The sequence below is a fragment of the Qipengyuania sp. L-5Y genome, assembly GCF_056859455.1.
The window spans coordinates 391,819-404,932 of sequence record NZ_JBSXOM010000031.1; the positions used below are offsets into that span (position 1 = coordinate 391,819).

The window sequence follows — 13,114 nt, forward strand, 5'->3', positions numbered from 1 at the left end:
GAAGTGATCTATCTCGACTATCAGGCGACTACCCCGCTCGCGCCCGAGGCGCGGGACGCGATGCTGCGGTGGCTCGACGGGCCCGGCGGTACCGGCTTCGGTAATCCGCACAGCGCGCACCGCATGGGACGCCAGGCGAAAGCGGCGGTGGAACTGGCTCGAGATCAGGTGGCTGCGCTGTTTCCGGCCGGCGGGAAGATCGTGTTCACGAGTGGCGCGACCGAAGCGCTCAATCTAGCGATCCGTGGGTCGGGGCGGGGTGGCACCGTGTCGTATTCGGCGATCGAGCATTCTGCTGTGGGCGATACTGCACAGGCAGCGGGGTCGAGCCATGTCTTGAACGTGGCAAAGGATGGCCAGTGCAACACGCGGCAGGACGTGCCAGACGATACGCGGCTGATCTGCGTAATGCAGGTCAATAACGAGATTGGCACGATCCAGCCGACCATCGAATGGTATCGCAAGGCCAAGGAAAACAATGCGTTATTCCTGTGCGATGCGGTTCAGGCCTATGGGCGGATCGAGCTGACCGGCGCAGACATGATCGCCATTTCGGCCCACAAGTTCCACGGACCCAAAGGCGTTGGCGCACTGTGGGTGCGCGACGGGCTGGACCTTGAACAGGTGCAGACCGGCGGCGGGCAGGAGTTCGGTCTGCGATCGGGAACGCTGTCGCCAGCATTGATCGCCGGCATGGGGGCGGCGGCACAACGTGCGAATGAGACGTTTGATCAGGACGCCGAACACGTCCGAACACTGTGGAACAGTGCCCGCGAACTGTTTGATGACTGGACGCTCAACGGCAGCGCCGAAGCGCGCTGGCACGGCAATCTCAACATCCGCCGAGAAGGACTGGATGTGGGGAGGTTGATGAGCGATGTGCGCGATGTGATGTTTTCCGCTGGCAGCGCCTGTGCCAGCGGATCAGGTCGCCCGAGCCATGTGCTGAAGGCCATCGGCCTATCGGACAAGCAGGCGAAATCCTCGATCCGGCTAGGCTTCGGGCGCTACACCACGCTCGACGAGATCGAGGAGGCCGCTGCCAAGATCAATGCTGCTGCGGAGGCGCAAGGATTGTGAAAATCGAATTCGTCACGTCGAACGGGAACACCGTCAGCGCACAAGCCGAAGCGGGCGACAACCTCCTGCGTGTGGCGCAGGCGGCTGGCCTGCCGCTGGAAGGGACCTGCGAAGGGCAGATGGCCTGTTCCACATGTCATGTCATCGTTGCAGGCGAATGGTTCGACCGCCTCGAAGAAGCGAGCGAAGAGGAAGAGGACATGCTGGACCTTGCAGCAGGTGTTGCGCGCACCAGCCGCCTGTCGTGCCAGATCGACCTGACCGAAGAGATGGACGGCCTTACTGTTACCATTCCGGCTGAAAGTTATGACATGCGGCGTTGACCGCCGGTCCCTTTTCGATTGCCCTTGGTCGATTGGCCTTTGCCCCGGTCCCGCTGCCATGTAGCGATGTCGCCACCAAACACCGGGACATTTGAGGGATTGTCATGCGTTTCCAGAATACTCTGCTGCTCGCCGCAGCACCTGTCGCACTGTTCGCGGTCACCGCGCCTGCCTTTGCGCAAACCGCCCCTGCCGAGACGAGCGAAGCGTCCAGCGAAAATCACAATGCCGAATTGCGCGCCTGGTTCGATGCGAAATACGAAGAGCAGGTGATGGACAGCCCCCTGTGGCTCACTTCGCTGGGTCGCAAGGAACGTTATGGCGAAATCGATGATTTTTCGCTCGCCGCGCAGGACAAGGATCTGGCGTGGAAGAAGGCTACCGTCGAGGAGATGGAGCGTACCTTCGATTACGATAGCCTGAGCAGTGCCGACAAGCTGTCCTACGACCTCTGGAAATACGAGTACGAGCAGGCGGCGGAATCGGCCAAATGGCGCGACGATGGCTATGTTTTCACCCAGATGCACGGGGCGCATACCTATCTCCCGACGCTACTGATTTCGCAGCACCGCGTGGATACGGCGCAGGACATGCGCGATTATATTTCGCGCGTTTCGGAAATCGGGCGTGCTCTGGGGCAGCTGGTCGACATCGCGGAACCCCGTGCAGCCGCTGGCGTACGTCCGCCCTATTTCGCGTATGACTTCGTGATCGACGAATCGAAGAAGCTGATTTCCGGTGCGCCGTTCGATGATACTGCCGACAACGCATTGTGGGAGGACGGCAAGAAGAAGATCGCCGCTCTGGTCGAAGCTGGCACGATCACCGCTGCCGATGGCGAAACGATGCAGGGCGAGCTCGAAGCTGCGCTGAAGGGCGGGTACAAGGCAGGCTACGACAGGCTGATCACCTTCATGACCGCCGATCGCCCCAATGCCCCCGAAATCGGTGTCGGTGTCGGGGTGCTGCCCAATGGGGACGGGTATTACGCCCATCGTCTGGCGAACAGCACGACCACCGATCTGACCGCGGAGCAGGTGCACCAGATCGGTCTGGACGATGTGAAGCGCATCCATGCCGAGATGGAAGCGATCAAGAACCAGGTGGGCTTCGACGGCGATCTCCAGTCGTTCTTCGCCTACATCAAGGAGGACAAGGACAATTACTTCCCGCAGGGCGACGAAGGCGCACAGATGTACATCGACGCTGCGACGGCGGCGCTGGACAACATCGAATCCAAGCTGCCCCAGTATTTCGGTCTGCTGCCCAAGGCCGGGCTCGAAGTGCGGAGGGTGGAGCCGTTCCGCGAGCAGGACGGCGGGGCGCAGCATTACAATTCGGGCACGCCCGACGGATCGCGGCCGGGGATCTATTACGCCCACCTGTCCGACATGAGCGCGATGCCGAAGAACATGCTGGAGGTGATCGCCTATCACGAAGGCCTGCCAGGCCATCACATGCAAATCTCCATCGCGCAGGAACTGACCGGCGTACCGAAATTCCAGACCCAGCAATTCTACGGTGCCTACACGGAAGGGTGGGGCCTGTATTCGGAGCGTTTTGCCAAGGAAATTCCGGGCACGTATCAGGACCCATATTCGGACTTCGGGCGGCTGAGTTCGGAACTGTGGCGCGCGATCAGGCTGGTCGTGGACACAGGGCTGCATTCCAAGGGCTGGACCGAAGATCAGGCCATTGCCTATTTCACCGAGAATTCGCCCCAGAATGCGGAAACGATCCGCAACGAGGTGCGACGCTATCTGGTCATGCCCGGGCAGGCGACGAGCTATAAGATCGGGATGAACAAGATCCTCGATCTGCGTGCGAAGGCGGAAACGGAACTCGGCGATAAATTCGACATTCGCGGGTTCCACGATGTGGTGCTGGGCGACGGCGCTCTGCCGCTTTCGCTGCTGGAACGCCGCGTCGATGCCTGGATCGCTGGACGCAAAGCCGCATGACCCATCGGCTCCCTCACGAAAAGACGTGAGGGAGCCCGGCCAAACGCCGGATGAATGTGCCGCGTGACATTTATCCCGTTTTGCTTACACTTAGCTTATGAAATACTGTTCGGTCCTCTTCGCTGGCGCCGTTTTGCTCTGCGCTGCACAAGCACAGGCGCAAGCTCAGGATGATGAGCAATCGATCATAGTTGAAGGGAGCCGCGAAAAACCGCCAAGCGTGACGCAGTCGGTACGGGCGATCACCGAAGCGGAAAGTGGTAATCTCGCCAGGTTCGAGGTGGACGTTTGTCCGGCTGTGGCTGGCCTCCCAGCCAATTTTGCTCTGACTGTGGTCGAACTGATGCGAGATGCAGTTCGTGACGCAGATGTCGATCTGGCCCCGGAAAACTGTGCGCCCAACCTGACATTGATTGTCACCGATGACGGGCGCGCGCTAATCGCGGGAATGGCCAAAGCGAATGCGAGACTGTTCGAAAGACTGACCGCACAGGAGATGAGCAAACTCCGCGAAAACCCCGGACCTGTGTGGTCCTGGCACGACACGCAGACGAAACGTGCCGATGGTGGCCCGGTCTCCGAGGGCGAGGTAGGGAGGGCTGTTATCGTCAGGGGGGCAGTGATGTCTCGCTTGAGCTCACCAGTCAGAAAAGAGATCAAGGGAGGCTTCGTAGTCCTAGATCTAGATTCGATCGACGGTTTCACACTCAAGCAAATTGCGGAATTCGCCGTGATGCGTGGCCTTGCGCAAACCCGCGATGGACAAAGCGGTAAGTTCGGCTTCGAAAGTATTCTCAATCTTTTCGGTGACGGAAAGCCGACAGAAGGTCTCACCTCGTTCGACCGCGAGTATCTCAGCTCGATCTACCGCGGGGGCAATGGCTTTACCTATGCGCAAAAGACCCGTCAGGTCGCTCAAGATGTAGCCCGCAAAGAGAACTCTACTGCGGACGACGCGGAATAGCACAAGCGCATTCTTGTATATTCAACGATTGGGTAAAATAGCAAAAGCCCCGCCGCAGTGATGCGGCGGGGCTCTCGTTGTTACAGGGTATTTAGGTTCAGGCGGCTTCGAGCTCTGTCTTGTCGGCCGTTTCGCCGAGCATTTCGATCAGTGCCTTGCTGAAGGCCGGAATATCGTCCGGGTTGCGGCTGGTGATCAGGTTGCCGTCCTGGGCAACTTCCTGATCGACCACGTTGGCGCCGGCATTCTTCAGATCGGTGCGGATCGATTTGTAGCAGGTTGCCGTCTTGCCTTCGACGATGCCGGCTTCGATCAGCATCCAGGGGGCATGGCAGATAGCTGCAATCGGCTTACCCGCATCGTTGAATTCACGCACGATCGCGACTGCGCGATCGTTCACGCGGAGAAGGTCGGGATTGATCTGGCCCCCGGGGATCAGCAGTCCATCGAAATCGGAACAATCGGATACATCATCGATGACTTTGTCGACCTTGACGCTGTTGCCCCAGTCATCCTGGTCCCAGCCCTTGATTTCACCGCTTTCGAGGCTGACGACGACGGTTTCGATGCCCGCCTTTTCGAGGTTCGCTTTCGGCTTTTCCAGTTCGGACTGTTCGAAGCCATCGGTGGCGAGGATCATTACGCGCTTGCTCATGGGAAACTCCTTGATTTGCTGTTACTCATGCAATGCGTGGGGAAAGCGGGTTGTTCCGTTCTTCTAGGCGGGGCGTGGCGGTGGTAGGGCGAGTGTCATGGCCGCCAATGAAACCACGCTCGACAGTGACAAAGACCCGTTCGACGCGATCGTCGACGCCCCGTTCGACAGCGCTCTGTCCGAAAGGTATCTGGTTTATGCGCTGAGCACGATCACCGCTCGTTCGCTGCCGGACCTGCGCGACGGGTTGAAGCCCGTGCATCGCCGTCTGCTGTGGGCGATGCGCCAGCTGAAGCTCGACCCTTCCAGCGCGTTCAAGAAATCCGCACGCGTGGTGGGCGACGTGATCGGCAAGTATCACCCCCACGGCGATGCCAGCGTCTACGATGCGATGGTCCGCCTCGCGCAGGATTTCGCGCTGCGATATCCGCTGGTCGAAGGGCAGGGCAACTTCGGCAATATCGATGGCGATAACGCCGCCGCCTATCGGTACACCGAAGCACGCCTGACGAAGACCGCGCTGCGGCTGATGGAGGGGCTCGATGAAGGCACGGTCGAGTTCATTCCTACCTACAATGGGGAAGAGCAGGAGCCGGAGATATTCCCCGGCCTGTTCCCCAATCTGCTTGCCAACGGCGCGAGCGGCATCGCGGTGGGCATGGCAACCAACATACCCAGCCACAATGTCGCAGAGATCGTCGACGCGACGCTTGAAGTAATCGACAACCCGCATGTCGAACATGCGCGGCTGATGGAGCTGTTCAAGGGCCCGGACTTCGCCACCGGAGGCATCGTGGCCGAAAGCGCGGAGCTTGTTGCTGCGGCGTATGAAACCGGCCGCGGGTCATTCCGTGTGCGCGGGCGTTTTCACGCGGCAGAAGCAGCCAGCGCGGAAGATCGCGAAGCGGGGATCGAGCGGATGGGTGGCGGGCAATGGCAGCTCGTTATCAGCGAGATCCCGTATCAGGTGGCCAAGGGCAAGCTGATCGAACAGATCGCGCAGGCAATCGCCGACCGGAAGCTGCCGATCCTGGAAGACGTGCGCGACGAGAGCGATGAAAAGATCCGCATCGTTCTGGTCCCGCGCAGCCGCAATGTCGACCCCGAGCTGCTCAAGGAAAGCCTGTACAAGCTGACCGATATGGAAACGCGGTTCGGGCTCAACCTGAACGTGCTCGACGCCAGCCGCACGCCGATGGTGATGGGGCTGAAGGAACTGCTGAACAACTGGATCGCCAGCCAGATCGACATTCTGCAGCGCCGTAGCCAGCACCGGCTGGACCAGATCGCGCGGCGGCTGGAGCTGGTCGAAGGCTATATCATCGCCTTCCTCAACCTCGACCGGGTGATCGAAATCATCCGTTACGAGGATGAGCCCAAGGCGGTGATGATGGAGGAGTTCAGCCTGACCGACCGGCAGGCCGAAGCGATCCTGAACATGCGGCTGCGCAGTTTGCGCAAGCTTGAGGAAATGCAGCTTCGTCAGGAAAAGGACGACCTGCTCAAGGAACAGGACGAACTGGAAAAGCTGCTCGGCTCGCCAGCACGCCAGCGCACGCGCCTGAAGCGCGATCTCAATGCGCTGCGCAAGGAATATGGCGAAGACACTGCGTTGGGGGCCCGCCGCACCAGCATTCGGGAAGCGGCGCCCGCGGTCGAATTCAGCATGGACGCGATGATCGAGAAGGAGCCGGTCACGGTGATCCTGTCGCAGAAGGGCTGGATCCGCGGAGCCAAGGGACATCTGCCGCTGGATCAGGATTTCAAATACAAGGAAGGCGATGGTCCGGCGTTCGTGATCCATGCGCAGACTACCGACAAGCTGCTGCTGGCGACCGACAAGGGGCGGTTCTTCACGATCGGCGCGGACAAGCTGCCCGGCGCGCGCGGCTTTGGCGAACCGGTGCGCAATACGCTGGATATCGATGCCAGCGCGCATATCGTGGCGCTGATCGTCCACAAGCCGAAACAGCGCCTGCTGCTGGTGGCAGACACGGGCAAGGGCTTCGGTACGACCACCGACGAACTTCTCGCCGAAACACGCAAGGGGCGGCAGGTCGTCAACCTCAAGGGCGATGCGAAGATGGTGGTGGCGCGGACGATAGAAGAAGGTCACGACCACGTCGCCTGCGTGGGGGACAATCGCAAGCTGGTGGTCTTCAATCTCGAGGAACTGCCCGAACTTGCCCGCGGCCAAGGCGTAACCTTGCAGCGTTATCGCGACGGGGGCCTGTCCGATGCGACCACCTTCACTCTGGCAGAGGGGTTGAGCTGGACGATGGGCGGCAAGGAAGGACGCACACGCACGGAAGGCGAGATGTGGCAATGGAAGGTGGCCCGCGGCGGTGCAGGGCGGATGCCGCCGCAAGGTTTCCCGCGCGACAACAAGTTCACCTGACGCAACGGTTCCGATGACTGCCGCGGCAGAGGTGAATTGACCGCATGAGAAAAAGGCCGGGAGCGCTTGCGCACTCCCGGCCTTTCGCGACCCTGAAACAGGCTCAGGGATTATTCGCTAGACGATTACTCGCCGGCGCTTTCGGCTGCGGGTGCCGAGGCGCCCATGGCCGCATCGATCTGCGCGTTGGTGAGCAGCGCCATCAGGGTGCCGGTCGGGCTGGCGGCGAAATGTTCTCGCAGCAGGGTGACCTTCTTGGTCTCGTCGCCGCCACGGGCGATGATCACATTGTCACCATCGATTTCGAGAACGGTGCCGAGCGGCGCGTTCTTGGCAGTGACGGCATTGGCACCGACGACCAGGGCAGCATCACGCTTGGCAACGGCTTCCTGATGGGCCGCCTGCAGCATGCTGACGATCTGCGCCTTGGTGGCGTTGAGCGAGGTTCCGTTGTCGTTCGTGCCGAACGCATTGGCCGGAACCGGAGCGCGCATGTCGTCGACCACGAGGATCACGGTGTCGCCCTGAACGGCTTCGATGGTTCCGATTTCGGCGCCGTCATTGCCATAGACGGTTGCGCCAGCTGCGACGGAAGCGGTGGCTTCCTGCGCGACGGCAACGCCGGGGGCAACGGCTGCGGTGGTGGTGAGGGCGACGGCGGCAAGCGCCAGTTTCGCGATTTTCATATAAAACTCCAAGGCTTGTTATTCGAAATACGCGGCTCCCCCACACGCGAAACGCGCGATCGAGCCGATCAAGAATGGAAAGAGCGGGCGAGAGTGTGGTTCCCGACACCCGCAAGTCCCCCCACGGGAGAACGGGTACTGTATGTCACGGACTGCGTTTTTTTGCAACCGCGAGGCCTTTATGCTGCAGTGCACCTTAAGCGACGCTGAAGCGCGCAAAGGGTGGATGTTCAGCGAGCGGCGAGTTCCTCGTCGAGCAATTCTTCAACCCTGGTGCGCGGCGGGAATTGTTCATCCACCCATCGCTTTTCGATCCGCTGCAATATGCGCGCGACTTCGGGCCCCTTGCCCACGCCGCGTGCCACGATCTCGCCGCCTTTCAGCGGAAAGCGGGGCGCTTCCCAGCCGAGGATCGACGACGGGTCTTTTCCTGCGATCAACAGGCGATCAAGCGCGCAATCCTTGCCGACCTCATAAGCCAGTCCGCGAGGTCGATCACCGTCGCGGGGATCGCGGCGGGCCACGCACATCAGGCGATCGCGCTGGCTGCGGGACAGACGCAGGCGGGCCGATACAGCCTCTGCAACCGGCGGCACGGCCGGCAAAAGCGCAGCCATCCGCCGCATGGCATCGGGTTCTATGTCGGCGGCCCTTTCCGCCTCGATCAGGCGACCCAGCTGATCCACCTCGCGCCTGCCGCATTCGGGCAGCACTTCCTGCAACACCCCAAGGGCGCGCATCTTCGCAATTGTCGCGGACGGATCGGATAGGGCGAGCAGGTTCTGCATTTCCCAGCCCACGCGTTCGCGGCTCAGGCCCTTCAGGGTCGGGGCGAGGGCGCTGCATGCGGCCGTGGCCTCTTCATCCCAGCCATCACCGAAGCGCGTGGCGAAGCGGAAATAGCGCAATATGCGCAGGTGATCTTCCTGTATGCGCGTTTCGGCATCGCCGATGAAGCGCACACGCCTGGCGGAAAGATCGGCAAGGCCGCCGAAATAATCCGAGATTTCTAGGGTTTCCGGATGGGCATACAGCGCATTGATGGTGAAATCGCGCCGCGCCGCATCGTCTTTCCATTCGTGGGAGAAGGCGATCGTGGCGCGCCTGCCATCGGTCGCAACATCGCGCCGCAGCGTGGTGATCTCCACATTTCCGTCGTCGAAGATCGCGGTCACGGTGCCGTGGTCGATACCGGTGGGAATAGTGCGGATACCGGCATCCTTGCAGCGATCGATGACGGTGGTTGGCAGATGCCGCGTCGCCGCGTCGATATCATGCGCGCGATAGTCCAGCATCGTGTCGCGTACGCAGCCGCCGACCCAGCGAATATCGTCAGCGCCCAGCGTTTCGACGAGCTTGGCCAGGCTCGCGCGCTGCGTCCATTCGGCCTTTGGCAGATGTGCCGTCATCAATGCGCCTCCAGCCACGCTATCCGGCGGGACAGGTTCCAGCAGATGGCTGCCGTCACACCCCAGATCCGGTAACCATCATGATTCATTTCCAGATATTCGCGCGTAGCCCCTTTCCAGAAGACCGAATCGCGGTTCCATTGCGAAGCGTCCATGAGCTTTTCGAGGGGACATTCGAACCAGCTTTCGACTTCACGCGGGTCCGGGTGGATGGAAAGATCGCGCGGCACCGTGGCAAGGACTGGTGTGATGTCGAACCCTGTACCGGTTTGATAACGGTCGGTCGTGCCGATCAGCCGGACGTTCTCTGGCTCGATCGCCAGTTCTTCCCATGCTTCGCGTAACGCCGCGTCCACCGCGCTTTCGCCGTCTTCGACTTTGCCCCCGGGGAACGCGACCTGTCCGGGATGATCGCGCATGGTCCGCGGCCTTTGCGTCAGGATGACTGTGGGATCGGGTCGCTCGGTCACCGCGATCAGGACGGCTGCGTCGGCGGTGCGATCAAGGTCGGCGAAGCGGCTGTCCGACATGAGCTCGCCGACATCACGCGCATGACCCTGTTCGAACAACTGGGTAAGACGGTCGAAGATCGCGCTCATGCAGGCAGAAGCGAAAAAGTCTCGCCGCCGCTCTTCACGGTCCAGTCGTCACCGCGATCGAGTGCGATGCGGGCGAGCTGTTCATAGGTCGAACGGTTTAGCCGCGCCTCGCAACCGCGACGGACATGAATGTAGAGCGATGGACTGTCGGCATCGCCAGCCGCGCGTATCGGATGATCAAGCCCAGCCACCACCAGTTCGTCGGTGTTCACCCGGAAGGCGAGGTCGCCTTCGGTCTCGCTGACATCGGTTGCGATGAAGCAGGCATCTTCCACATCTATCGACAGTTTCTGATAAGGCACGACGAGCCAGTAGCTGCCGTCTTCTTCACGGTTCAGGAGGCCCGCAAAGGCGCGCACCATGCCGGGGCGCTTGATCGCCGAACCCTCGTGATACCAGGTTCCGTCGGCACCAATGCGCATGTGACTGTCATCGATATTGTCGGGCGACCATTGTTCGACCGGCGGAAGCTTTCGCTCCGCAACTGCCTCGGCAATCTGTGCCAGCGACATGCCGGCGAGTTCTGGGGGCGGGGTATAGGGCATCGTGGAACTGCCGATGCCAGATAGCGACTAGTTCGCCAAGCTCCACGGGCCCAGCATTCCTTCTGCGGGCAGGATTGCCGGATTGCCGCTGCGCGCCAGCAAGCGGTGTTTTTCGAACGGACCCGGGCAGTGCCAGCCCTGCGTGTGCGCAGCGGTGAACTGCCAGCGATCGTAATAGTCGGGATCACCGATCATCACCTGAGGCAGGGGCGAGGCGCCGTCTTCGAAACCCGCGTCGATCGCGCCAAGGCTGGCGGCCATCAGCGCCTTTCCGAAACCTTCGCCCTGCCGTCCCGGCATGACTGCAACCGGCCCCACCATGATCATCGGGTGCGCGCGTCCGCGCGGGTCCGTCAACGCGACCGGCCAGAGCTGGATCGTGCCGGCCAGATAATCGTCATCGTCGAGCGCGGCAAAGCTCAGTGCGTCAAGCCAGTCGGTCCCTTCGCGGATGCGATAGGCCGTGCGGGCATGCCGCCCCTCGCCGAAGGAGGCATCGAGCAATTCTTCGACCATTTGCGGGTCGATAGCGGAAAGGGGAACGAGCGTCGCCATAAGGGCGCGCCGATTAGGGCGCGCCGCAGGCCAAGTCGATCAAATTCGCCTTAGCCCGGTGTTAGTTTGAGCAGCCGCCCGCCTTCCTTGTCTTCCAGCACCCAAATCGCGCCGTCTGGGCCCTGTACGATTTCACGCAGACGTTTTTCAAACGGTATGCGCTGCGTTTCACGCGCGCTTTCCCCGTCGATCGTCACGACGACGAGAGCGGAAGGCTTCATGGCCGCGATCACCGCCGCGCCCTTCCAACCTGCGAACTGATCACCGGAATAGAAGATGAAATCGCCCGGCGCGATTACCGGAGTCCAGTTGACTGCCGGCTTGATGAAATCGTCTCTCGTGGAATTGCGGGGTATCGGTTTGCCATCGTAGTGATCGCCGCCAGAGACCTCGGGCCAGCCGTAATTCCCGCCCGATTGCACGAGGTTCAATTCGTCACCGCCAGCGGGGCCGTGCTCCAGATCCCACAGGCGACCCTGGCCATCGAACTGCAGGCCGAGGATGTTGCGGTGTCCCCACGACCATAGCTGCGCGCTGATACCGCCTTCGCCGGCAAGCGGATTACCGGCTGCGGTCGATCCGTCGAGGTTGAGGCGAACGATAGAGCCGAGATTATTCGACGTATCCTGTGCAGGCTGCATTTTCTGGCGGTCGCCGCTGGCGACGAAGAGGTAGCGTTCGTCCGGGCTGAAGGCGAGGCGGTGCGAATAGTGCCCGCGGCCCGTTACCTTCGGCGCCTGCCGCCAGATTACCTCCAGCCCCTCGATTGCACAGGCATTCGTCTGCGCGCATTCCAGAGTTCCACGGCCGACCACGGCCCCGCGCGTATCGCCTTCGCCTGCTTCGGCCCAGCTCAGATAGATCGTGCGGCGATCCAGGCTGCTCGAGGATTCGGATGGGAGGAATGCTATGTCGCCAAGCCCGCCCTGGCCGCCATAATCGACCTCGGGCGCGCCTGTTACGGTCCCCTGCGTACCGTTTGCCGTATCTACGAATTTGATCGTGCCCGCCCGTTCCGTAATGAACAGCGTGTCGGTGCCTGGCGCAAATTCAGCCGCCCACGGCTCGTCGAAGGTGCCGTAGTCCTGCGCGTTCAGATCCTGGCCGCTGGATACGGAGATGGTTTCCGATGGCATGGGCGTTGATTGGGTCTGCGCGCTATCCCCGGAAGCAGCGTTGCCGCAACTTGCGAGCAGAGCCATAGGCGATAGGGTGGCAGCAAGGACGAACTGGCGCATGTATCATTCAACTCCCGATTGTGGCCTTGGTGCTGCGCCGCTGATCGTCGGTGTGGACGAGGCGGGCCGCGGGCCGCTGGCAGGGCCGGTGGTGGCGGCCGCGGTGGTATTGTGCAACCCGGCACCTCCGGGTCTCGACGATTCTAAAAAGCTTTCGGCCAAGCGCCGTTCCCTGCTCGAGCCGCAAATTCGTACACGATGCGTCTGGGGGCTCGCCGTGGTCGAGCCCGAAGAGATCGACCGGATCAACATTTTTCAGGCCACCATGCTGGCGATGACGCTGGCGGTAAGCCGGCTGGTCGACGCCATGGGCTGCGAGCCGGAAGAGGTTCTGATCGATGGCAACATGACGCCGCACGGTCGCCATCCCGAATGGCGCTGGGCAGGAGCGCGGCCCATCGTGGGCGGGGATGGCAAAGAGAAATGCATCGGTGCCGCCAGCATCCTCGCCAAGGAACATCGCGACCGTCTGATGCGCGAAGCCGCCGAAACCCACCCGCATTACGGCTGGGACCGCAATGCCGGATATGGCACCGCCGAACATATGGAAGCGCTGCGCATGCACGGGCCCACGCCGCTGCATCGGCGCAGCTTCGCCCCGGTGTCGCAGATGGCGCTGCTCTGACATCTGCCGTATCGGGCCAGATTGAGTCCTGAGTGCCACACCCCACAATATTGAGTCCGCATATTTCGCATGGACT

The 13,114-nt window shown here is 61.5% G+C and carries 13 protein-coding genes; 6 read left to right on the forward strand and 7 right to left on the reverse strand.

The features are described 5' to 3' along the window. The first annotated feature begins 3 nt into the window (after positions 1 to 3). The 4 genes from AC13F2_RS12800 (at position 4) to AC13F2_RS12815 (ending at position 4,328) form a co-directional block, all read left to right on the forward strand. On the forward strand, positions 4 to 1,080 hold the full coding sequence (locus tag AC13F2_RS12800) for a cysteine desulfurase family protein (protein ID WP_482965408.1): 1,077 nt from the start codon (positions 4 to 6) through the stop codon (positions 1,078 to 1,080). Beyond that, entirely contained in the window at positions 1,077 to 1,403 is a 327-nt protein-coding gene (locus AC13F2_RS12805) for a 2Fe-2S iron-sulfur cluster-binding protein (RefSeq protein ID WP_482965409.1), read from the forward strand. The genes AC13F2_RS12800 and AC13F2_RS12805 overlap by 4 nt, the downstream gene beginning before the upstream one ends. Positions 1,404 to 1,507: 104 nt before the next feature. Further along, positions 1,508 to 3,364, forward strand: coding sequence for a DUF885 domain-containing protein (locus tag AC13F2_RS12810; protein WP_482965410.1), 1,857 nt, complete (start codon positions 1,508 to 1,510; stop codon positions 3,362 to 3,364). A 97-nt stretch (positions 3,365 to 3,461) separates the two neighbouring features. Beyond that, a complete protein-coding gene (locus tag AC13F2_RS12815) occupies positions 3,462 to 4,328 on the forward strand; it encodes a hypothetical protein (RefSeq protein WP_482965411.1) in 867 nt (288 codons plus the stop codon). A 97-nt stretch (positions 4,329 to 4,425) separates the two neighbouring features. Here AC13F2_RS12815 and AC13F2_RS12820 read toward each other — a convergent pair whose 3' ends face one another. Beyond that, complete coding sequence (locus AC13F2_RS12820) at positions 4,426 to 4,983, reverse strand: type 1 glutamine amidotransferase domain-containing protein (protein WP_482965412.1); 558 nt, start codon at positions 4,981 to 4,983, stop codon at positions 4,426 to 4,428. A gap of 97 nt (positions 4,984 to 5,080) precedes the next feature. Between AC13F2_RS12820 and parC the strand changes: the two genes are divergently transcribed. Further along, a complete protein-coding gene (parC, locus tag AC13F2_RS12825) occupies positions 5,081 to 7,381 on the forward strand; it encodes a DNA topoisomerase IV subunit A (RefSeq protein WP_103022645.1) in 2,301 nt (766 codons plus the stop codon). Positions 7,382 to 7,506: 125 nt separating this feature from the next. Here parC and AC13F2_RS12830 read toward each other — a convergent pair whose 3' ends face one another. The 6 genes from AC13F2_RS12830 to AC13F2_RS12855 all read right to left on the reverse strand — a co-directional run bounded on the left by AC13F2_RS12830 (position 7,507) and on the right by AC13F2_RS12855 (position 12,413). Next, positions 7,507 to 8,067 (reverse strand): hypothetical protein, encoded by a 561-nt coding sequence (locus AC13F2_RS12830; protein ID WP_196846591.1) that lies wholly within the window; start codon positions 8,065 to 8,067, stop codon positions 7,507 to 7,509. 230 nt (positions 8,068 to 8,297) lie between these two features. Further along, positions 8,298 to 9,476 (reverse strand): CCA tRNA nucleotidyltransferase, encoded by a 1,179-nt coding sequence (locus tag AC13F2_RS12835; RefSeq protein WP_482965413.1) that lies wholly within the window; start codon positions 9,474 to 9,476, stop codon positions 8,298 to 8,300. Continuing rightward, on the reverse strand, positions 9,476 to 10,075 hold the full coding sequence (locus tag AC13F2_RS12840) for a CoA pyrophosphatase (protein ID WP_482965414.1): 600 nt from the start codon (positions 10,073 to 10,075) through the stop codon (positions 9,476 to 9,478). Before AC13F2_RS12840 ends, AC13F2_RS12835 begins: the two co-directional genes overlap by 1 nt. Next, positions 10,072 to 10,620 carry a DUF1285 domain-containing protein gene (locus AC13F2_RS12845; RefSeq protein ID WP_482965415.1) on the reverse strand — a complete coding sequence of 183 codons (549 nt, stop codon included), beginning with the start codon at positions 10,618 to 10,620 and terminating at the stop codon, positions 10,072 to 10,074. Before AC13F2_RS12845 ends, AC13F2_RS12840 begins: the two co-directional genes overlap by 4 nt. 27 nt (positions 10,621 to 10,647) lie before the next feature. Next, positions 10,648 to 11,175 (reverse strand): GNAT family N-acetyltransferase, encoded by a 528-nt coding sequence (locus AC13F2_RS12850; protein WP_103022650.1) that lies wholly within the window; start codon positions 11,173 to 11,175, stop codon positions 10,648 to 10,650. Between the two features lie 50 nt (positions 11,176 to 11,225). Then, a complete protein-coding gene (locus AC13F2_RS12855; protein WP_482965416.1) occupies positions 11,226 to 12,413 on the reverse strand; it encodes a PQQ-dependent sugar dehydrogenase in 1,188 nt (395 codons plus the stop codon). Here AC13F2_RS12855 and AC13F2_RS12860 point away from each other — a divergent pair. Next, positions 12,412 to 13,038, forward strand: a complete 627-nt coding sequence (locus AC13F2_RS12860) for a ribonuclease HII (protein ID WP_103022652.1) — start codon at positions 12,412 to 12,414, stop codon at positions 13,036 to 13,038. The genes AC13F2_RS12855 and AC13F2_RS12860 overlap by 2 nt on opposite strands. The last annotated feature ends 76 nt before the right edge of the window (positions 13,039 to 13,114 follow it).

Bases quoted from the DNA above. Each gene is read 5' to 3' on its own strand.
- AC13F2_RS12840 (WP_482965414.1), bottom strand. From the start codon at position 10,075: ATGAGCGCGATCTTCGACCGTCTTACCCAGTTGTTCGAACAGGGTCAT.
- AC13F2_RS12860 (WP_103022652.1), top strand. From the start codon at position 12,412: ATGTATCATTCAACTCCCGATTGTGGCCTTGGTGCTGCGCCGCTGATC.
- AC13F2_RS12845 (WP_482965415.1), bottom strand. From the start codon at position 10,620: ATGCCCTATACCCCGCCCCCAGAACTCGCCGGCATGTCGCTGGCACAG.
- parC (WP_103022645.1), top strand. From the start codon at position 5,081: ATGGCCGCCAATGAAACCACGCTCGACAGTGACAAAGACCCGTTCGAC.
- AC13F2_RS12835 (WP_482965413.1), bottom strand. From the start codon at position 9,476: ATGACGGCACATCTGCCAAAGGCCGAATGGACGCAGCGCGCGAGCCTG.
- AC13F2_RS12850 (WP_103022650.1), bottom strand. From the start codon at position 11,175: ATGGCGACGCTCGTTCCCCTTTCCGCTATCGACCCGCAAATGGTCGAA.
- AC13F2_RS12820 (WP_482965412.1), bottom strand. From the start codon at position 4,983: ATGAGCAAGCGCGTAATGATCCTCGCCACCGATGGCTTCGAACAGTCC.
- AC13F2_RS12855 (WP_482965416.1), bottom strand. From the start codon at position 12,413: ATGCGCCAGTTCGTCCTTGCTGCCACCCTATCGCCTATGGCTCTGCTC.
- AC13F2_RS12830 (WP_196846591.1), bottom strand. From the start codon at position 8,067: ATGAAAATCGCGAAACTGGCGCTTGCCGCCGTCGCCCTCACCACCACC.
- AC13F2_RS12810 (WP_482965410.1), top strand. From the start codon at position 1,508: ATGCGTTTCCAGAATACTCTGCTGCTCGCCGCAGCACCTGTCGCACTG.
- AC13F2_RS12815 (WP_482965411.1), top strand. From the start codon at position 3,462: ATGAAATACTGTTCGGTCCTCTTCGCTGGCGCCGTTTTGCTCTGCGCT.